Here is a 19576-nt window from a genome sequence, read left to right on the forward strand (position 1 = left end):
TTTTGCGCCTATGACTTTAGGAGCAGAAACAGGAGATGGTTTTATCACTTCCATTGCTGCATTCAAGAAATTAGGAGGTAAAAACACGCTGGGTATAGAGGCGAAACATTCTGCATCAGGAAAAATAAGTCAAGACTTACTTTCAGCAAGGTATTTTCTAGGAAAGAATGCTGCAAGGGAATCTTTACTCTCCATCGGCATAGTGAGAAAGTGGACTTATCGTTTTGCGAGTGCTATAGCTCTCAAGTATATTTATTCTAATATCGGATACACCACGGATGAGGATGAAAGTTTACGGGTAACACCAGGACAAGGCATCGCAGGAGATCTATCCTTTAGCTTTATCCAACCTATAGAAATGGGAGGTATCTCATCGAACTTAATGTTAGGGCTAGCAGTAACAAACCTAGGACCAAGAGTGGTTTATTCTTCGAATTCCAAGAAAGAGTTTCTCCCTGCTAATATTGGCTTGGGTGTTGGCTGGGCATTCGAATACAATGAAAGCAGTTCTATTTCATTATTAGCTGATGCAAACAAATTATTAGTCCCTTCTCCGAATGATTTCTATGACACTTGTGATGGACTTTTATGTTCTCATAAAGTCGAAAACAACTTCTTAAAAGCGGCTTGGCGATCATTCTATGATGCAGATGGTGGGTTTTCTGAGGAATTGGCAGAGATTTATTATTCTTTCGGAGTAGAATATGAATATCAAGAAAAGTGGTTCTTAAGAAGTGGTTATCTCTATGAACATGCAGATAGAGGAAATCGGAAAATCTTATGTTTGGGAATAGGTTATGGATTTCGGAATGTGGTTACAGACCTCTCTTTTCAGATTCCGATTATAGAACAAGAAGTTAATGATAATCAATTCAGGTTTTCGATTGGTTATAGATGGGAGAAATCTAAAGGATAAAAGATAATTCTTGTAATCATCCCCATAATAAAAAAGCCCTCGATCATAAGATCAAGGGCTAGTTTCTATTTGTTCTCTAAAAGGTTAGAATTTTACAATCCCAATTTAGCTTTTACTTTATCAGAAACGTCCGTTGTTTCGTCTGCGTATAAAACAAACCCAACACTTCCATCAAAGATATATGTATATCCGTCTTCTTTAGCTACATCTTGTATAGCTTGTGTAATCTTATCCATGATTGGTTTCATAAGCGTATTTTGCTTTTCAACGATCTGTTGTTGGCTAGTCTGCTCATATTGACCAAGCTGTAATTCTTCTTCTTTTAATTTCTTAGCTTCTTCTTCAAGTTGCTTAGGAGAAATTTCTCCTTGATCTTGTTTTCTCTGTAAATCTTGGTACTTAGTCTGTAGCGAGGTAATCATTTGCTGATATTTCTTCTGCAATTGAGTACCGAATGTTTCGATGTTTGCTGAAGCTTCTTTTACTTCCGGTAACATCTGGATAATTTCCTGAGAATTCACGATTCCGAATTTTTGTGCATTTGCAAAAAATCCAGCAAACATGAATACTATTCCGAGTATGATAGTCTTTTTCATATCTAAATTTGTTATTTGTATTTTATTTTAGGCTGCAAAAATATAATTTTATTTTAAACCAAGCTTTCTTTTCACTTCTCCAGTTTTATCATATTCATCACTAGTGAACAAAATGCCAGCAGAACCAGCCTTGTCGAAGATAATATCATACCCTCTATCGGTCGCATATTCTTCTATTGTGGAGTATACTTTCTCCTGAATTGGCTGAACTAGCTCTTGTCTTTTCTTAAATAAGTCTCCATCAGGTCCGAATCTTTGCTTCTGCATTTCTCGTACCGTTTTTTCAGCTTCCATGATTTCGTTTTCTTTTTCTGCTTTCGCATCTTCACTTAGCAATACTTGTTCAGCTTGGTATTTATTATACAAGCTTTTGATCTTATCGTATTCTACTCCTATTTCCTGTCTCCATGCAGATGCAATTTTATCAACTTCTTGCTGAGCGACTTTATAATCTGACATTTCTTCTAAGATGGAACTAACATCTATTATCGCGATCCGTTGTGCATTCATGGTCATGGTCATGGTAAAAACCAATCCTGCTAATATTAATATTCTCTTCATCATAACTAATTGTTTTTCTATTTTGAAAATGAGCGTTGCAAAAATACAATTTTCTCACTCTTGTACCTTAAAGACTTTTTACCTATCTAAAAGTTTCCTTTTTATCAAATTGTTAAAAAGCAGCTCAAATTCTAAATACCTGTTAATTAACGATTTATAATTTATATTGCGAAGTTAGAAAGATAAATTTAACGATAGTTTAACGCAAAAAAAGACCGGACTGATATCTCATCAGCCCGGTATTCCATTTTTATGAAATTTAACATGAGATCCTAAATCATGCTTTTTTGTATTCTGGGGTTTGCTTTAATCTCTATTTTCATCGATCTAAGTCCTCTATATTTCATCAATTTCCAGTATGGTTAGATTAAAACATAACAGAAAATCCTAATTCTAATCTCCTAAAAAGGATATCTTCTGTTCGCGTTTCCCAAGGACTTGTAATGATGTAATCTGCTTTTTGGAATTTTAGCCCAGAAAAAATATTGACCATTAACCCTCTGGAACCTACTCGAATTCCGAAATATGGATTGGCCATATAACCACCTGTTGCGGTCGTAATGTTTTCAGCTTCATTTTTGAAGGAGAATCCGTATCCTGCTTTTACACCTACATACGGAGCACTTCTTCCATTCGTCAAGTTGAATTTAACATTGGCAAATAAAGGAAAAACCTCTCTTCCTGGAGCTGTGTAATAGTTATCTAATCCCACACCAGCGCCTACAGCGAGCCAAGGATACTGCTGATACATCACATTATGCGCAATAGAAACTCCGCTTCCAGAAACACTGGTTAACAACGAAACTTGTGTCTCATTAAATATGCGTTTGACTTTTAGCGGAATGGCTACTATTTCTTTCTCTGTAGCTTCTTGCCCCGAATACATTATTACTTTTTTGATTTGGTTATCGAGGACAGTAATTTGATTTCCAGTTCTTAATTCCATGCTTAATTGCTCACCTGGAGTGTAGTCCGTAATGCTGCCGATAAGAATACTTCCTTGTTTCAAGATTACTTTATCCTTATAGACTCTCTCTTGAGCATTTAATACATTCATGGATAGCAAAATCGCAAGCAATACAATAAATTTTAGGATCTTTTTCATGTGTCAATGGGTTATTTTTGTACTAGGATCGAACTGATAAGCTTCGGATTTTTTGCATCTGTAACATTGTATTGGAAGAAGCCATCGCTTCCAATTAAGAATAGCACCTCAGGAGAAATAGAGATCACATCATAGGCATTAATATTATCCAAGTGTGCTAATTCATTGCTGGTAATTTTCTGGTCGTCACTTGCATCGAACACCTTAAGACCATAACTTCCTTCACAGATGAATAGGTCGTTGTCACGAATAGCTAATCCATGTGGATGCTTCATATCATAAGACTTGATCAACGTAGGATTGTTAATATTAGATACATCTAGGACATCTAATTGATTCTCGAAGCCATTACATTCGGTTCCATCACGAAGTGTCACATATGCTTTATCACCACTTACAACTACAGGGTCGCAAGCTTGTGCGTGACGGAAAGTCGACGTCTGAACTGGGTTTGCTGGATCGCTATTATCGAAAATAAACATACCAGCAGTAGAACCGATAAATAAGTTCGTCTTATAAGGGAATATGGTTTCGATTCCCCATCCCAAATGTTTCGAAGATATTTTTTCCGGACTCATGCTTTGTGAGATGTCCCATACATTAAGAGAGGATTCATCCACTGTGTATAGATAGTTATCATAAATGGTAAATCTAGCAAAAGAACCACCTACACCACTTCCTGAATTGCCATTGCTTCCTGTAGATTCATTAGTTATCACATTTCCATCAAAGTCAGATGCGAAATCAACAAAGATGTTATCATTTCTTCTGAAAATCTGCTGTCCCCAGTTGCTGTCAGAGCAATCGAAAGACTCCACAATATTCGATCTTGTATAATAAATGACGTGCTGATAATCAAGGTTGTCGTATAACCAATCATAATCTTTCAGTCGCTCTCTAGTTTTCAACTGTGGATTTGTAATAGTGGAAATATCTATCGTTAATAAATACAGTGGATTATCTGCGAATAAGATATCATCTTTTATAGCGATATCGAAGTTCCCTGGTATGTTGTAAAATGTTTCGTGAACAGGAGCCGCGGGGTTTTCATTATTGTAGACATGAACTCCTTCTCCTTGTTCATTAATGAAAAGGTAGTTTTTATAGAAATAGATTTTTCCAGGGTTTACGAGCGCTTTGTCGCTAACGGTGGTGATGTCATAATTGAGTTGGGTTCCGGTCATGTAGACTGGATTAAACTGAATATATTCTCGGGTTGCATCACATTTATCTCTAAGACATGATGTACCCAAAGCAGAAACCATGATAAATAGGCAGAGGATCTTTAAAGTTTTCATATTATCAATTTTTTATTTTATGTCAATGTTAGATTTATGGACTTTCGAATAGTCATTTAGGAATAAAGACGGAAAGGTGGCCGAAAGGGTTGGGTGGGCATTAAAAAAATAGATATAAAGGACAAGAATGAAATCAGACTAATTGTTTATTTATCAGTAGAGGTCTATCCATATGGAAAGGAATTATCAAGAAAGTGGTTAAATATATGAAGATGGAGGTTACCAGAACTTCCACCAAGGCTTACTTTTGGTATTTGGGTTGCTTTTTGGTCTAGAAGCACGTCTACTTGATGAAGGCCTTTCACTAGGTACTTTTATATTTCTCTTTTCGTATTCAGCCATTAGTACTACCATTTTTTCAAGGGAAGGGACATGAAGGCGAGCATTGGGAACAGAAGCAATTTCATAGAAAACGTTGTCGAGTTGCTGTACGCTCATTGCTGAATAGTCTTTTTCTAAAGATGCGTTGGCATCAGTGGTCGTCAGTTCTTCTTTGTCTTCTATTTCCTCAGATGTTTCATCACCTATTTGAGGGGCAATTTGCCGACCATCATAAACGAATACGGGATTGATTCCATTTTTGGCTATTGCTGCGACGATGGTTTGTGCTAATTCGTTGTCTTTTATCTGGTCTACGAAAGATTGGCAGCGATTAACTAATTCATCACTGAAAGGTAAGGTGGGTTTGATTTCGTAGCGAATCTCACCGCCAAACGTGGTATTTTTCATGACCGATAATAGTATCTGTTGATAAGTGTTGTTTACAATATCTTTCAGCTCATCGATGGTAGAACAATTAACGGTAACGGTGAAATTACTTGATTTGAGGTTTTCACTGATGACAAAGCTTTCATTTTCATCTGGAAGGTTTTGGCCACCCATACCGATGACTTGACCACTTTCGACTAAAAAAACATATGGGCTTATGGCATCTTGTTGTGGATTTTCAAAATAATTCTGAATGACAACGGGGAACTTGGCTCGGACGTTAGAGCTGCTTCCCGTAGCAAGCAGGTGACCTTTAAACGGAATTCCAACCATAAGACTCTGATCACCCATTTTTTCTCCTAGTTCCTTCATATAGTTGACATCAAGAATTTTCTCACTTGCGTATTCATGTCCAGTAATAAAGGCAATCTTACTACCTTCTAACTCTTGAATTTCAACACTAGGAAAAACCTCCTTCAAGTTTTGCATTGCCTCTTCTTTAAAAGGAGTAAATCTATCCGTAAAGTCATCTTCTGTTTCACATCCTTCATATTCTATATGACTGCCCTTATCATTACCGAAAGCAATGACTGGACTTCCTTCGTTTTCTATAAGAGATTCTTTAAAGAAATAGGGTACATCTTTTCTGTAGCCAGCAGGCTTAAGGATAGGCATAAGTTTACTCATAACATGCGTTTAAATAAATATATAGGAAAAGCCTAAGAAATGAAAGTAGTGCTTTACTGAATTTAGAATTTTAACTTTTAGCTTCCTTTTCTCTTTTAACAAGAATATCTTTATAATGCTTAGATATCCATATCTTACTATTTCAATATTTATGATGACAAAAGCACGAAAACTAAAAATTGACATATCTGAGGAGATAGGGACTGTTTCAGCACTATTAGTCCTTCCTGATGATGCAACATCTTTACTTGTATTAAGTCATGGCGCAGGAGCAGGAATGGAGCATGCTTTCATGGAATCCTTGGCTCAGCACCTAGCGAGTAACAAAGTTGCAAGCTTACGTTTTAATTTTGCCTACATGGAAAAAGGAGGCGGACCTGATCGACCGAAAAAAGCTTATCCAGCCATCAAGGCAGCAGTGAAAAAGGCATTAAAATATAGTGACGGACTTACTTTACTGGCTGGAGGGAAATCTTTCGGTGGTAGAATGACTTCTCAAGTTGCAGCATTAGGTGAACTGGATGAGGTGAAAGGTATTGTTTATTTTGGGTTTCCTCTTCATGCTCCAGGAAAAGTAGGCAAAGAAAGAGCAGCTCATTTGGCAGATATTAAAGTTCCACAATTATTCCTACAAGGAACAAGAGATCCATTCGCTAAATTCGAATTAATTTCTGAAGTGGTCGATGGATTAGAAAAGGCGACACCGGTTAGAATAGAAGGAGGGAATCATTCTTTTCAGACCTTGAAGAAATTAGGAATACCTTATGAAGATACTATAGAACAACTAGCTCAGGAAACAGCAAAATTTGCTAGCAATTTATAGGCAATAGTACGCTTATTTTACTGCTCTAAGAATATAAATTGGGCTCCGAGCTCACTGATCACAAACAAACAAATGTGGGTATCGGTGTCTTTATAAGCTTTCTGAAACTTCTCTACATTTTCTGATGGAATCAATGATTTCGAGTTAAATTCTTCTAAGCTACTTGCATTAATATTCCAGTTTCCCTTTGCCTTATTTTTTTCCACGATAGGAATTCCAACTTCGATATCATGCTGGTGAAAAACGAATATAGGATATTTAGAGACATCCTTATTCATGATAATATCCTGAGCCTTTACTAAGACATCTCTATATTTTTTCAACTCGGACTCTAACTGGTCTAACTTTGTTGCTTCCTCTGACATATTCAACTACAATTTTTACTTCAATTTTAATAAAGCGACACTTTCCACATGATGTGTATGCGGAAACATATCTACAGGCTGAATTTTTTCTAATGTATACTTTTCAGACAAAATCCCTATATCTCGTGCTTGTGTTGCTGGATTACAACTTATATAAACAATCTTAGGCGTTTCTAGTTTAAGAAACATTTCCACTACCTCTGGGTGCATACCCATTCTTGGTGGATCTGTTATGATGATATCAGCTTTTCCATGTTTTTCTACGAATGCATCAGTTAGTAAGTCCTTCACATCACCAGCATAGAAAGTTGAATTCGTAATGTTGTTATGATCTGCATTTATTCGAGCTAGATCTATTGCTTCTTCTATTTCCTCTATTCCTACGATGGACTTGCACTGGTCAGCAACGAAAAGGGCGATACTTCCAAGACCTGTGTACAGATCATAGACATTATCTTCGGGTTGAATATCGGCGAAGTCTCTTGCAATCTTGAATAAGTTCTCCGCTTGCAAGGTATTCGTCTGAAAGAAAGACTTCGGTCCAATTTTAAATTCAACCTCTCCTAGTCGTTCTGTTAGGTATTCTTCGCCATGAATATGTTCTGGTTCTAAGTCGTAGAACGAGGAATTCATCTTAGTATTGATAATATGAAACAAACTTACAATCTCTGGAAATGTTTCTATGAGTTTTTCAGTGATGTAGTTAATTTTTTCCTTTTCTCTCTTTCCGAATATTAAGATCAACATAATCTTACCATCTCTATTCGAGCGAACGACCATTTCACGTAAGAATCCTTTATTAGCTCGAATATCGTAGTATCCGAATTCTTTCTCGGCTGTAAGGTCGCGAATGAAGTTTCTGATTTTATTAGAAGAATCATTTTGTAAGTGACAAGTTTCGATATCTACTATTTTATCGAAGACACCTGGACGGTGAAATCCTAATGCCTTAGTCTGGATGATCTCCTTTCCTGAGGCAACCTCTTCTTCCGTAATCCATCGTTTATTAGAGAAACTATATTCTAGTTTGTTACGATAGAACGAGAGTTTTTCATTTTGTAAAATAGGAAGAAATTCCCCAGCTTCTACTTTTGCTATTCTCCTGATGGAATCACGAACTTGCTTTTCCTTTTGCTCTACTTGAATTTTGTAATCTAGGTGTTGCCATTTGCAGCCACCACATACACCGAAATGCTCACAGAAAGGGTCTACTCTGTCTGGTGAATATTCTTTTATTTCTTTAACGAAACCGAAGGGCACGCCTTTTTTCTTCTTAGTAATTACCGCATCGACTGTATCGCCAGGCACTCCTCCTTGAAGAAAGTATACAGTTCCTTCCGGATCTCTACCGACACTCATTCCTTTGTCTGCAATTCCCGAAATCTTAATATCTGATGCGGTCTTAGACCTTCTGTTTCTTCCCATTTATTCTTTTATTATGAATGTAGTACGACGATTAATTTTTCTACCCTCTTCTGTTTCGTTGCTACTAATAGGTTCTGTTTCGCCGTATCCCACAAAGGTAAGCCGATCTTTCGAAATTCCTTTTTGAATCAAATAATTGTTGACAGCTTTCGCCCTGTTTTCTGATAATTGTTGATTGTCATCGTCATTACCCACATTGTCGGTATGACCTTGGATTTCGATTTGTATGTTAACATTCTCTTCTAATAAATTCGCAAGTTGATCCAGTTCAAAAAAAGATTCCTTTTCTAGTTCGTATGATCCGGTAGCAAATAAAACGTTTTTCAGAATTACGGGTTCTGGATCTTCAGCCTGCTTTTCTTCTATTTTCTTCAAGTAAACATCAATTTCAAAGGCGGTTTCTGCAGTGTTCAAAGCTTCTAATTCGAATCGTTCAGAATAGAAATAATAGTTTTTCTTGTCAATGTTTAAACTGTAATTTTCCCCAAGTGGTAGTACAATCAATAAACTTGCATCTTTTCCTGTATTCAGGGTTTCACGCGTGTTATCATCTGAAGATTGTAGACGCACGATGGCCTCAAGCGGAAGTTTCGTCTCTGCGTCAAAAACTCGAATACTAAGAAACCCGACTGGATTAGATCGAACAGCTTCGGGCAATTCGAAGGTATAAAGATCACTTTGAACTTGATCGAATCTTATTTTTCCGTTTCCTCTGGAGTAGTAAGCTGTTTTTCCATCGAGACTTACGATCATTGCACCTTCGTGGTCTTCAGTATTGATAGGATATCCAAGATTCTCTGGTTCTGACCATGTACTGTCAGCAAGTAATTCACTTTTGAACAAGTCAAAGCTTCCCATTCCTGGATGTCCTTCTGATTTGAAATATAAAGTTTTTCCATCAGGGTGAAAAAAGGGCGATTCTTCTCTGTAGGGTGTATTAATCACTGCACTTAGGTTCTCAGGAATGGTCCATTTCCCATCCTTGTTTTTTCTAGTCCACCACAGATCACTATCTCCTTTTCCTCCCGGCCTCTTGCTGACGAAAATAATTGTTTTTCCATCTGCGGAGATGTTAGGCTGAGTATCCCAAGACTTGCTATTGATGGCATCAAAATAGACAGGTTTCGACCAAGAGTTTTCATTCTTGAAGGAAACATAAATATTACAACCTCTTACATTGTTTTGTTGGCTATTCGAGCAATAGGTGAATAAGATCGTTTTTCCATCTGCAGAAATATTATGAGCACCCTCATTTTCAAGTGTATTCAGGTTAGGAAGCAACCTTGCTTCTTGCCACATTCCGTTGGTATCTTTCTCTGTATAATAAATATCTTCTTGGCTCTTGGTTATTCTTGTGAAGAAGAGTCTTCTACCATCTGCTGTTAATGACGGTGAATATTCAGATAATTTAGGTTGATTGATCTCAGCAGGAAGTATTTCAGGAGTGAAAGGAACTGGGTTTTTTAAGGCTTCTTCCCTAAAGTCAAAATCCCTAATTTTCTTTTCTACCTCTTTTACATATTCTGGTTTAAGGCGGTCGGCGTTATCTAAGAATTTCCGAAAGTATAGACTCGCTTGCGCATTATCTTTCTGGGCTTCATAGCATAGTGCAAGTGCTTGGAGGACTTTAGGACTATAGGTTGAATCTAAGTTAAATGCTTTCTCAAAATTATGGATTGCAGCATCATAATCTTTTAGATCATATTGAATGCCGCCGAGTAGCAGATAAGCATCTATAAACTGAGGTTCCTTAGCAATTGCTGAATTAAGCTTTTTAATAGCTTTTTCTGGCTTTTGATTTTGGACACAGTCTTGTGCCTTATTATAAAGCTTAATTACGCCTTTTGTAGCATTATTTTTAGTAATTATCTCTTGACCGGAGAGAAAAATTGACATAAATAAAAAGGAAAACAGAAATACAACTCTTACCATACTTTTATAAACGACGACAACCCTATAAAATGTTATATTAATTGGGCAACGAGTTTATCTGCATTTTTGAAACCGAGTTCTTTAGCCATTTTGATATCCTTAATCGAACCATTTTTCCCAGCCTTTTTCTTAGCAAGTCCACGGTAGAAATATTTCTCGCTTTCAGGAGTTTTATCAAACTTAGAAACGTCCACTAATGAGGCATCGAATGCTTTAATCGCTTCTTCGTTTTCGCCCATCTCGATTAAGACTCGTCCATATTGATACTGAGCATAGGATTTCCAGTGAATATTCGGATTATCTTTCTCGAACTTTCTGTTGCTGAATAACTTAAGGTCAAAAGCTGCCTTAGGAAATTGTTTCAGTTTAATGTGGCAATCAGCCTTAAGTCGACGAGCTTTCCAGTAAATATGCTGAAGTGCTATTGATTTTTTAGTTGCCATATCAAAATCTTCAGCTGCTAAATCATAATCTTCATTAATGATATGAACTTTTCCTCTTCCGTAGTATGCGGCAGGATTCGTACCATCTATACCTATGCTTTTGTTATAGTCCCTTAAAGCATCATGATATTTCTTCAACATGAAATTAACCTTTGCACGTCTTTCGTATGCTTGGGCATGTCGATCATATTTTTCTATGGCCTTTGTTAGTTGTTCTATGGCTTTTTGCTGTTCACCTTTGGCTTTCACCAGTTTTTTTCCTTTTTGGAAAAATTGAACTACGGCTTTATCACTTTCTGGCTCTATATGTGTGTGAGCTAAGACCGTCCCTGTGTCTGTTAACCACCCATCGATGGATCCGGATATTGCAAATTGTGCACAATAACCGAGGATATCAATTGTGTTTTTAAATGACTTTTGGGTTACTTGTCCCACGAATCGTTTAAGATCCATATAATAACCGTCTTCAAAAAAGATCTCTTCTTCTTTGAATAAAATATCATTCTTATGGTAGTTCTCCGTTCTATACGCAAACATCTTAACTACTTTATCGTAGCTTTTCTGGTTGCCAAATTCTAGTCTACCCTGAATAATAGATTTAATCCACATTAATCTAAAAATTTACTTTTTAAGCAATTAACAATGTAAGGTGTTAGTAACAAATGAAAAATCTCAACATGAGGGGAATGTAAAGGTCTTAAAAAAGATTGTAAATCAAAAGTTTATTGGCAATTATGCCCAAACTTTACAACCTTCTGTGCAATTAGTGCATATTTCGATCTGATCTCGGCCCAATAAAATATCACTTCGGAAGTTTTGGTAGGCTTCACCTTGCCATAATTCTTTAAAGCTTTGTTTTTTCAAATCGCCTAATTTGAAAGTTGCATCTTTATCGAAACAGCAAGGGACTACGACTCCATCCCATGTAATTACACAAGAATTCCAGAGTTTCCAGCAATGGTTAAGTAATTCATTTTTCACTACGAATTTGCCGTCTTCGTTTTCACGGTATCGTGCATACTTATCGATCGTAGGAATTAAAGGGTTTCCATTTTCGTAGTCATAGACTTGAGCGGTTTTTAATTTCACTTCGTCTATTCCTATCTCTTTAGCAAGTTTGTATATTTCTGGAATCTGGTGTTCATTAGGTTTCACAACGAGAAACTGGAAAATGGTGTGTGGATGTTTCGCACCAAGTTTTTCTTTCCATTTCACAAGATTTCTAGCCCCAGCAAGTACATTTTTCAGGTTTCCTTCTTTTCGGTATTGCTCATAGACCTCTTGAGTGGTTCCATCTACTGAAATAATAATTCGATCCAGTCCTGATTCGATTGTTTTCCGACAATTTTCATCATTAAGAAAATGACCGTTAGTAGAAGTAATGGTGTAGATGCCCTTCTGATTAGCATACTTTACCATGTCTAAGAATTTTGGATTAACGTAGGGTTCACCTTGAAAATAAAAGATGAGGTACATTAATTCCTTATACATTTCATCTATGGTATCTTTAAAGAAGTCTTCTTTTAGATTACCTGTAGGTCTTGAAAATGCACGCAATCCACTAGGACATTCTGGGCATCTCAAGTTGCACGCTGTAGTTGGTTCTACCGAAATAGTGAAAGGCATTCCCCACTGAGTAGCCTTCCTAGTATATTTTGTATAGTAAAAAGAACTTAATACTTGTGCGGCATTAAATAATTTTCGAGGAGTTAACTTGGTTAGAAATCTCTTAGTATCCTTTGCGTAAAAACTCATACACCGTAGCGATCTTTTAGAATATTGACATGATACTTACAATGACCAGAAATGAAGTAACCAAGCGTTCTTGCGGAAACAGAATATCCACTGGCAACTCCTATTTTATCAAGATCTTGTTTTCTTAGCATGCTAAATAATATAATATTTGCACTTCTTAAATGATCGAAGCATTGGATAAGTTCACTCAATGTTGTTTCATCTACATTCACTTCCGCCATATATTCATCTTGATCGAATCCTGGAAGCTCCTGCGTTTCTCCTCGAGAGATAGCTAACGCTCTGTAGCTGAAAACCATTTCGGTGTCAATGATATGGAGTAGAACCTGCTTAACAGACCACTTTCCTTCTTGATATTGGTAGTTAGCCTTCTCTAGAGGTATTTTCTTAAATAGATCCAAGGCATATTTCTTCTCATTTCTCAGAGTAGGAAGAAGGTCTTTGTCTTCTAAAGTGTCTATATATCCTTTATAGAAAACGGGATATTCGTCGTCATTAGGTTTAAAATGGTATTTCATACAACGAAGGTAACAACCATGTGATCAATTTCCTAATATCTCCAACCTTGGAACTCTTTGGTTTAATTATTGTGTTACCATCGTTTACAGATTACAGATGATATGTTTCAATTTATTAATAATTTCTTTAACCGAAAAAGAGAGCGTAAAAAGCCTGATCCGATGAAATATTTAGTAGTGGGCCTAGGAAATATGGGGCCAGATTATGATGGTACGAGACACAATGTTGGCTTTGAAGTAGTGGATTATCTTGCAGAAAAATTTAATGTCCAGTTCAAGAACGATATGTTAGGTGACCTTGCAGAATTCAAACACAAGGGAAGGACTATTATCCTTTTAAAGCCTTCTACCTATATGAATAGAAGTGGAAAAGCGGTGAATTATTGGTTACAGAAAAAGAAAGTTAAGAACAGTAATCTATTGATCGTTCTTGATGATTTAAATCTGCCTTTCGGTCGGATTAAGATTAAACCAAAAGGAAAAAATGGTGGTCATAATGGCTTAAAAGATATCGACCAAATACTAGGTGGCAATCTATATGCAAGGCTAAGAGTAGGTATCGGAAGTGAATTTCATTCAGGACAACAAGTTAATTTTGTGCTAGGGAAGTGGGATTCAGGTGAGAAAAATCAGCTACCGGAGATTATTGAAAAATCAGCTAATGCTGCATTAAGCTTTACGACTATAGGGATTAATCACACCATGAATGAGTACAACTAGGGATGTAATGATCTGATAGTATGACCTCCATTCATCCTATCCATGATCATGTTTTACTTTGCAACAACCACATTTTAAAAAAAGAAGGAGTTACAAATTCGAAGAACCCAAAAAACATTCATAGGCTCAGTGAAGCTGAAACAATGAAGTTTTTCTACTCAGAAGTACAATGATCTGATAGTATGACCTTCAGTCATCCTATCAATGATCATGTTTTTACAACGTACCGATCACAAGAAACCAAGGCTATATAGAGTTACGAAATCAAATAACCCATAAAATATTAATCGGCTCATTAAAGATGATGCGATGAAGTTTTTAAGCTATTTAAAAGTTATCAGACAGAACTAGAAATCCATTCCGAAAGATAGATATAGTCGTGGTTTCTGAACGATTCTTGTTTCGACTCCCCAGCCATAATCTAATTTAACAAAGTAGCCGAAAAGTGAAGTTCGTGCACCAATACCATATCCGTAGATTAATGGATCTCTAAAGTATTTTACATTGACAACTACCGTCGGAGGACTCTCCAATGTCAAGGTATTGATGATATTTTCATCACTAAATGGAGTTAATCCATGCCATGCCGCACCAGCATCAAAAAATGCTGTCAGTTGAAAATTACGGATCATTTTATACTTAACACGACCTGCACTTAACATGTTAAAAATAGGCAGACGAATTTCTGAATTAAATAAAGCGAAAGAGGTCCCATTTCTTGAGTTAAACCTGAATCCTCGCAAATTCGCAGCCACAGCGGTATAAGCATAATTGTTCTGCGGAGTAGGAGTGTCTTGTGCGAAAACAGGCCCCAGCCAACTCTCGACACCGCCTAAATAATAAAGTGTTCTTTCTGATCCGAAATTGGTAGCAGCAGCGAAACGATTCGCCCATACACCATATTTTCCGATAGGAATGTAATGTCTAATATCTGTTCCCACTACAGTCATGAAAGCCTTGCTCAGATTGAATTCGATAGGAGGACTTAAGTTAATATTCATACTATTCACTCCTTCTACATAAAACTTATATCTCGTTCCATTTTTGATATTGACATCAATATCGAAGGAGTTATCATATATATATTCTAATTTTAAACCTAGTCTTTGCCCAGTGATTTTCGGAGCTTCGAGATTCGCTTGCTCACTCACGAGGTCGAAAAAGTTGTCTGTTCTATAAGTTAAACTTGCGCGAACACTTGTGAAAAAATCAAATGGGTAGCGCAGTTGATACATCGCAATAGTGGTATTCTTCTGCGTACTTAGATTAGGATTCGCAAAGAATTCAGGACGCTCGGCAATCGCTCGTCTATAGAGCGCATATCTTTTGTCTATCCTTTTCTTTTTATCATCAAAAGTTAGAAAAGCTTCAGATCCATTTAGTGAAGTGGGAAGTCGAATTCCTCCTTCGAAAGCATAATCTTCAAAGATGTCTTTAACATTTGCCTTTACCAAATAGCCGAACGGCTGGTGCTGATAAGATTCTTGTCGATCTCCTGCATAGCTATCTAATCCTTCGAATAATACACTATTATCCATTCTGGAAACGACATCATCTATACGGAACCTTAACCTTGCTGCTGTTGCTCTACTGTTTACAAACTTGACAATGTTATTCTTAGCTTTTTCTTGAATAAGAGGCTTTGTTGCAGTCTGAGGAGAAAAAATATTGAAGTCTAAAGTTGGTTCTTCAGATTTTGCTTTCTCGTTGAATTCGGTCTGGAAATAATATTCAGGATCTATAAAACGACTACTCTCTATATGGACAACATCAGGCTCGTTATCATTAATATTTACATCAACTTTCTTTAATCCTTTAGCAACTCTTTTGAATTCTGTGACAGCTGGATTTTCTACTTTTGAAAAATCAATACTATCTCTAACGATTGCATCTTTTCTGCCATATCGTTCTACATATAAGTACTTGCCCTTTTCACCATCATGCTCCGAAATGTTACTAAGCTCATTCGAATTATAATAAGCTTGTGGCAGAACACCTAGTTCTTCTATCTGTGCAATTTTTCTATTGACGATTCCACTTCCGCCTGATAAGTAGGCTATTTTATTACCAGATAAAGCGATAGGCTGACGATCATTTTCACCTGGTGTCTTACTAATCCGATAGAGCTTATAATCACTGGAATCAATTGCTAAGAAAAACACATCGAATTTGGCGATAGGAAGAATGGTATCTAGTTTTCGGTCTATGATGTAATCATCAGTCCTGTTTGACGAAAAAAGGATTCCTTTCTTACCAAGGAGAGTAGCACTTTTAACATCTAGATCATCATAAAAATCATTGATAATCCGAGTAGACTGCCTATTTCTAATGTTGTATAAATAAAGATCGGAGAATCCATCTGTAGTAGCTGAAATAATCATTTCTTCCTGATTTATATAATCTGCACTATAAACCCTACGGTATTCAGGTGCGAAAAGATCATTAATAACTTCATCTGTTTCTAGATTAATTCTCTTTTGATAGACGATGTCTCTTTTCTCATATATGAGAGAAATTTCACTTCCACTTTCAGACCAAGAAACGACAGGATAATCATAATCGGTGATCTCGAAAGGGTTTTTCTTTCCTACTTTCAGCACTGAAAATTGAGCATCTTCTTGAAAATCATAAACGAACACTCTGTATTTTCCGATTCTATTCTCCACAAAAGATGCATAATTCCCATCAGCGCTGATTTTGATATCTGAAATTTCAGAGCGTTTCGCAATCTTTGCTTTTAGAACATCTTCGGCATCTATGGGATTCAATTTAGGATTGAGATCTTTATATTGCTGTAAATAATATGCATACCAGTCTTCTCTTAATTGTTTAAAAGGAACGCCGATCACATAGATAAACGCCGCTTCCATATTTCGATTAATTCTAGTAAGATATAACAGATTCGAAATTGAAGATTTACCATAGGTATCTCCTATAAATTTCCAGAATGAATGTCCAGCGAGTTGTGGGTGGTCTTTGCTTAAGCGTTTGAAATTTTTATATTTTCGCTTTTCACGGGTCAGGTAATGCCTTAGATTATCGTCTGCGGTTTCATCCCACTCAGTTTCTACATATTTACTTATTCCTTGCCTATACCATTCAGGAACATTAAACATAACGGCATTCTGAACAATTTCTTGAAAAGAATTTCCGTAGAGCATTGAATTAATGAAAACTTCAGCAACTCCTTGGCGAATTTGTTTTCTAAGGTTGTTGTGGTTACCATCGAAGTAAACAAATACCTTATTATTAGCCACCTTAGTTCTTCCAGCAACCGTTATAAAAGTTTCTTCTAGGCCAATGTTACTCATCTTTAAATCCGTAAGATCTGAGTAAACAATAATCTCAATCTTATCATTCATTCTATGTTCTAGAATTTCCTGGATTTCGTTAAAGTCCATTTCGGCTAACTGCAGTGTGGGAACACCTACGAATTTTCCGCGATCGTACCAATAGGTTTTGAAATTCTGAGTTTCATAAACCCACCAATATTTAAAATTGTTGTGATACTGAACTCTGTTCTTACCAAAAGTAGTGTTAATGCTCTGCCCAGATAAAATAGGCATGCAGAAACAAGCAAGTAGTAATATGAGTATCGGTTTTTTAACCATTCTATCTACAATTTACAAATAATTAGCTGTTCATAAAGCAACATAAATTAGTTAAAATATGTTTTAATGTTTTATTAACAAAATGTGCAATTATTTCACAGTATATTCGCACACTTTTTAAAAAAAAGCAACTTTAAAATGCACTTAGGCATATTTACATTTAATCCATTTCAAGAGAATACATATGTATTATACGATGAAACAGGTGAATGTGTTATACTAGATCCTGGTTGTTCTAATGTAAAAGAACAAAAAATATTGGATGATTTCATTTCTTCTAATGAACTAACCCCCGTAAGACTTATTAATACACACTGTCATATAGACCATATACTGGGTAATAAGTATGTAAGTGAAAAGTATAAATTAGGATTAGAAATTCACAAAGGGGAATTGGAAACGTTGAAGAGTGGTGTTCTTGTGGGGAATGCATATGGAATTCCATATGAAGAATCTCCAGATCCAATTTCATTTATAGAAGACGGCGATAAGATTGTCTTTGGAAACACATCATTGGAAACTTTATTTACACCAGGACATTCTCCCGCAAGTATTTCGTTCTTAAATAGAGAAACGAACATTTTAATAGCTGGAGATGTACTATTTAGGGAAAGTATCGGGAGAACTGATCTTCCAGGTGGCAGCACAGATACTTTATTAAAGAGTATAAAAGAAAGATTATTTACTCTGCCAGATGAGACTCAAGTTTTTTCTGGACATGGACCTAAAACAACAATAGGTCACGAAAGAGTTAATAATCCGTTCTTAAGGAATTAATACAATAACAAAACGTTTTAAATAATAAAATAATTTAGATATGAAACTTAATTTAATGAAGCAATTTTTTCTTTTAGCAGGGTTTGCTTTCTTGCTTACATCATGTGATCCAGATATTATAGATCCTATAGGTGTGGCTGATCCAACGGTATCAGTAAGTGGTATTCCAAGTGGTGAAATTGCTGCAGGATCAACTTTTACAGTTACTGTGACGGCATCTCCTTCTACAGAGAATACACTTAAAGCAGTTGAATTTACTGCAAACAATACAAAGATTGCATTTGCAGACATTAATGTTGATGGTACTGGAACATCAGCGAATCCAATTTTACTTTTCGGAGACGATAAAAATGGTTTTACTTGGGTGGTAGATATCGTTGCTCAAAGTGACGCGAGTACTGTTGAATATGCAGTTATCGTTTCTGATGATGGAAATAACGAAGATTCTTTCGAATTTGATGTAACGACTGGAGTTACTGCACCGTCGATCTCATTAAGTGGTGATATGGATGTAGAATTAGAGCCAGGAACTACTTTTTCTTTTACAGCTAGTTTAGGTCAAGGTACTTATCCTCTTGCATCGATCGCTGTATACGCAGGAGATGATTTAGTTACTGACTTAGATAGACTTGCATATGGTGAATTATCTAACAAGTTTGATAACAACCCATATTTGTTAGCAGAGTCTGAAAAAGATGGTGGTGATATTACACTTTATCTTAAAGTTCAAGAAACTTCAGAATCTATTGCATACAGATATGTATTAACAGATGAAGAAGGGAATTCTGCTGATGCTACGATAAATGTAACTACTATAACCAATGTTGATGAAATCCAAGGAGTATTATTTAACTCTGCGGGACCTGTAGGAACAGGAGGGTTAGACTTAGACACTGGAGAGAGCACAGGATCTTCGGATGCTAAAGCTGAGATTAGAGATCAAGGTGTTGATTTTAATCAACCAGCAGAAACTAACTGGAGACAGCAGATTTCTGGTGTAAATGGTAGTGTAATTAAATACTTAGTACCAGGAACAAATGGATTATCAGAAGATTTCACATATGATGGAGTTTCTTCTAAAGCGACACTTGCAACTTTATTTGATGCTGGTGTAGATTTCACAGAAACTAATGCTAGTGGAACATTAACTAGTAATGTTGTAAAAGAAGGAGATTTATTTATTGTAAGAAATGGAGATAACGACTATCTAATCATTGTTAAAGAAGTAAATATTATCCCTACTTTCGAACAAACAGATAGTAATGGAGATAATTATGTTCTTGACATCAAAAGTTAAGAAATAAATAAAAAAGATTTGATTAAGAAGCCGGCCAGA

17 protein-coding genes are annotated in these 19576 nt (G+C 36.2%); 5 read left to right on the forward strand and 12 right to left on the reverse strand.

What is annotated here, in order from left to right:
- Positions 1-10 precede the first annotated feature (10 nt).
- Positions 11-916 (forward strand): PorV/PorQ family protein, encoded by a 906-nt coding sequence (locus tag L2586_RS10635; protein ID WP_235292873.1) that lies wholly within the window; start codon positions 11-13, stop codon positions 914-916.
- Between the two features lie 92 nt (positions 917-1008).
- Here L2586_RS10635 and L2586_RS10640 read toward each other — a convergent pair whose 3' ends face one another.
- From L2586_RS10640 to L2586_RS10660, 5 genes are all read right to left on the reverse strand, one after another.
- Positions 1009-1512, reverse strand: coding sequence for an OmpH family outer membrane protein (locus L2586_RS10640; protein WP_235292874.1), 504 nt, complete (start codon positions 1510-1512; stop codon positions 1009-1011).
- Between the two features lie 48 nt (positions 1513-1560).
- Positions 1561-2076, reverse strand: a complete 516-nt coding sequence (locus L2586_RS10645) for an OmpH family outer membrane protein (RefSeq protein ID WP_235292875.1) — start codon at positions 2074-2076, stop codon at positions 1561-1563.
- 364 nt (positions 2077-2440) lie between these two features.
- Positions 2441-3178 carry a hypothetical protein gene (locus L2586_RS10650; RefSeq protein WP_235292876.1) on the reverse strand — a complete coding sequence of 246 codons (738 nt, stop codon included), beginning with the start codon at positions 3176-3178 and terminating at the stop codon, positions 2441-2443.
- Positions 3179-3189: 11 nt separating this feature from the next.
- On the reverse strand, positions 3190-4476 hold the full coding sequence (locus L2586_RS10655; RefSeq protein ID WP_235292877.1) for an LVIVD repeat-containing protein: 1287 nt from the start codon (positions 4474-4476) through the stop codon (positions 3190-3192).
- A 219-nt stretch (positions 4477-4695) separates the two neighbouring features.
- The gene (locus L2586_RS10660; protein WP_235292878.1) at positions 4696-5871 is read right to left on the reverse strand and encodes a hypothetical protein; all 1176 of its coding nucleotides are present in this window, start codon (positions 5869-5871) and stop codon (positions 4696-4698) included.
- Positions 5872-6022: 151 nt separating this feature from the next.
- Between L2586_RS10660 and L2586_RS10665 the strand changes: the two genes are divergently transcribed.
- Complete coding sequence (locus tag L2586_RS10665; RefSeq protein WP_235292879.1) at positions 6023-6694, forward strand: alpha/beta hydrolase family protein; 672 nt, start codon at positions 6023-6025, stop codon at positions 6692-6694.
- 17 nt (positions 6695-6711) lie between these two features.
- Here L2586_RS10665 and L2586_RS10670 read toward each other — a convergent pair whose 3' ends face one another.
- The 6 genes from L2586_RS10670 to L2586_RS10695 all read right to left on the reverse strand — a co-directional run bounded on the left by L2586_RS10670 (position 6712) and on the right by L2586_RS10695 (position 13132).
- Positions 6712-7059 (reverse strand): hypothetical protein, encoded by a 348-nt coding sequence (locus L2586_RS10670; RefSeq protein ID WP_235292880.1) that lies wholly within the window; start codon positions 7057-7059, stop codon positions 6712-6714.
- Between the two features lie 15 nt (positions 7060-7074).
- On the reverse strand, positions 7075-8484 hold the full coding sequence (gene rlmD / locus L2586_RS10675) for a 23S rRNA (uracil(1939)-C(5))-methyltransferase RlmD (protein ID WP_235292881.1): 1410 nt from the start codon (positions 8482-8484) through the stop codon (positions 7075-7077).
- Positions 8485-10380 (reverse strand): OmpA family protein, encoded by a 1896-nt coding sequence (locus L2586_RS10680; protein ID WP_235292882.1) that lies wholly within the window; start codon positions 10378-10380, stop codon positions 8485-8487.
- A gap of 68 nt (positions 10381-10448) precedes the next feature.
- Entirely contained in the window at positions 10449-11468 is a 1020-nt protein-coding gene (locus L2586_RS10685; RefSeq protein ID WP_235292883.1) for a tetratricopeptide repeat protein, read from the reverse strand.
- Positions 11469-11591: 123 nt separating this feature from the next.
- Positions 11592-12614 (reverse strand): radical SAM/SPASM domain-containing protein, encoded by a 1023-nt coding sequence (locus L2586_RS10690; RefSeq protein WP_235292884.1) that lies wholly within the window; start codon positions 12612-12614, stop codon positions 11592-11594.
- Complete coding sequence (locus L2586_RS10695) at positions 12611-13132, reverse strand: DinB family protein (RefSeq protein ID WP_235292885.1); 522 nt, start codon at positions 13130-13132, stop codon at positions 12611-12613. The genes L2586_RS10690 and L2586_RS10695 overlap by 4 nt, the downstream gene beginning before the upstream one ends.
- 162 nt (positions 13133-13294) lie before the next feature.
- On the opposite strand from L2586_RS10695, the gene pth reads away from it, so the two are divergent.
- Positions 13295-13852 (forward strand): aminoacyl-tRNA hydrolase, encoded by a 558-nt coding sequence (pth, locus tag L2586_RS10700; RefSeq protein WP_235292886.1) that lies wholly within the window; start codon positions 13295-13297, stop codon positions 13850-13852.
- 347 nt (positions 13853-14199) lie between these two features.
- Here pth and L2586_RS10705 read toward each other — a convergent pair whose 3' ends face one another.
- Complete coding sequence (locus L2586_RS10705) at positions 14200-17463, reverse strand: outer membrane protein assembly factor (protein WP_235292887.1); 3264 nt, start codon at positions 17461-17463, stop codon at positions 14200-14202.
- A 138-nt stretch (positions 17464-17601) separates the two neighbouring features.
- Between L2586_RS10705 and L2586_RS10710 the strand changes: the two genes are divergently transcribed.
- On the forward strand, positions 17602-18240 hold the full coding sequence (locus tag L2586_RS10710) for an MBL fold metallo-hydrolase (protein ID WP_235292888.1): 639 nt from the start codon (positions 17602-17604) through the stop codon (positions 18238-18240).
- A 40-nt stretch (positions 18241-18280) separates the two neighbouring features.
- On the forward strand, positions 18281-19537 hold the full coding sequence (locus L2586_RS10715) for a hypothetical protein (protein ID WP_235292889.1): 1257 nt from the start codon (positions 18281-18283) through the stop codon (positions 19535-19537).
- Positions 19538-19576: the final 39 nt, after the last annotated feature.

The organism is Portibacter lacus (assembly GCF_021533215.1).
Lineage (GTDB): Bacteria > Bacteroidota > Bacteroidia > Chitinophagales > Saprospiraceae > Portibacter > Portibacter lacus.

Excerpts from the sequence above, each read along its gene's own strand:
- L2586_RS10645 (WP_235292875.1), bottom strand. The coding sequence starts at position 2,076 with ATGATGAAGAGAATATTAATATTAGCAGGATTGGTTTTTACCATGACC.
- L2586_RS10710 (WP_235292888.1), top strand. The coding sequence starts at position 17,602 with ATGCACTTAGGCATATTTACATTTAATCCATTTCAAGAGAATACATAT.
- L2586_RS10650 (WP_235292876.1), bottom strand. The coding sequence starts at position 3,178 with ATGAAAAAGATCCTAAAATTTATTGTATTGCTTGCGATTTTGCTATCC.
- L2586_RS10690 (WP_235292884.1), bottom strand. The coding sequence starts at position 12,614 with ATGAGTTTTTACGCAAAGGATACTAAGAGATTTCTAACCAAGTTAACT.
- L2586_RS10695 (WP_235292885.1), bottom strand. The coding sequence starts at position 13,132 with ATGAAATACCATTTTAAACCTAATGACGACGAATATCCCGTTTTCTAT.
- L2586_RS10660 (WP_235292878.1), bottom strand. The coding sequence starts at position 5,871 with ATGAGTAAACTTATGCCTATCCTTAAGCCTGCTGGCTACAGAAAAGAT.
- pth (WP_235292886.1), top strand. The coding sequence starts at position 13,295 with ATGAAATATTTAGTAGTGGGCCTAGGAAATATGGGGCCAGATTATGAT.
- L2586_RS10680 (WP_235292882.1), bottom strand. The coding sequence starts at position 10,380 with ATGTCAATTTTTCTCTCCGGTCAAGAGATAATTACTAAAAATAATGCT.
- L2586_RS10655 (WP_235292877.1), bottom strand. The coding sequence starts at position 4,476 with ATGAAAACTTTAAAGATCCTCTGCCTATTTATCATGGTTTCTGCTTTG.
- L2586_RS10705 (WP_235292887.1), bottom strand. The coding sequence starts at position 17,463 with ATGGTTAAAAAACCGATACTCATATTACTACTTGCTTGTTTCTGCATG.
- L2586_RS10640 (WP_235292874.1), bottom strand. The coding sequence starts at position 1,512 with ATGAAAAAGACTATCATACTCGGAATAGTATTCATGTTTGCTGGATTT.
- rlmD (WP_235292881.1), bottom strand. The coding sequence starts at position 8,484 with ATGGGAAGAAACAGAAGGTCTAAGACCGCATCAGATATTAAGATTTCG.
- L2586_RS10715 (WP_235292889.1), top strand. The coding sequence starts at position 18,281 with ATGAAACTTAATTTAATGAAGCAATTTTTTCTTTTAGCAGGGTTTGCT.
- L2586_RS10685 (WP_235292883.1), bottom strand. The coding sequence starts at position 11,468 with ATGTGGATTAAATCTATTATTCAGGGTAGACTAGAATTTGGCAACCAG.
- L2586_RS10635 (WP_235292873.1), top strand. The coding sequence starts at position 11 with ATGACTTTAGGAGCAGAAACAGGAGATGGTTTTATCACTTCCATTGCT.
- L2586_RS10670 (WP_235292880.1), bottom strand. The coding sequence starts at position 7,059 with ATGTCAGAGGAAGCAACAAAGTTAGACCAGTTAGAGTCCGAGTTGAAA.
- L2586_RS10665 (WP_235292879.1), top strand. The coding sequence starts at position 6,023 with ATGATGACAAAAGCACGAAAACTAAAAATTGACATATCTGAGGAGATA.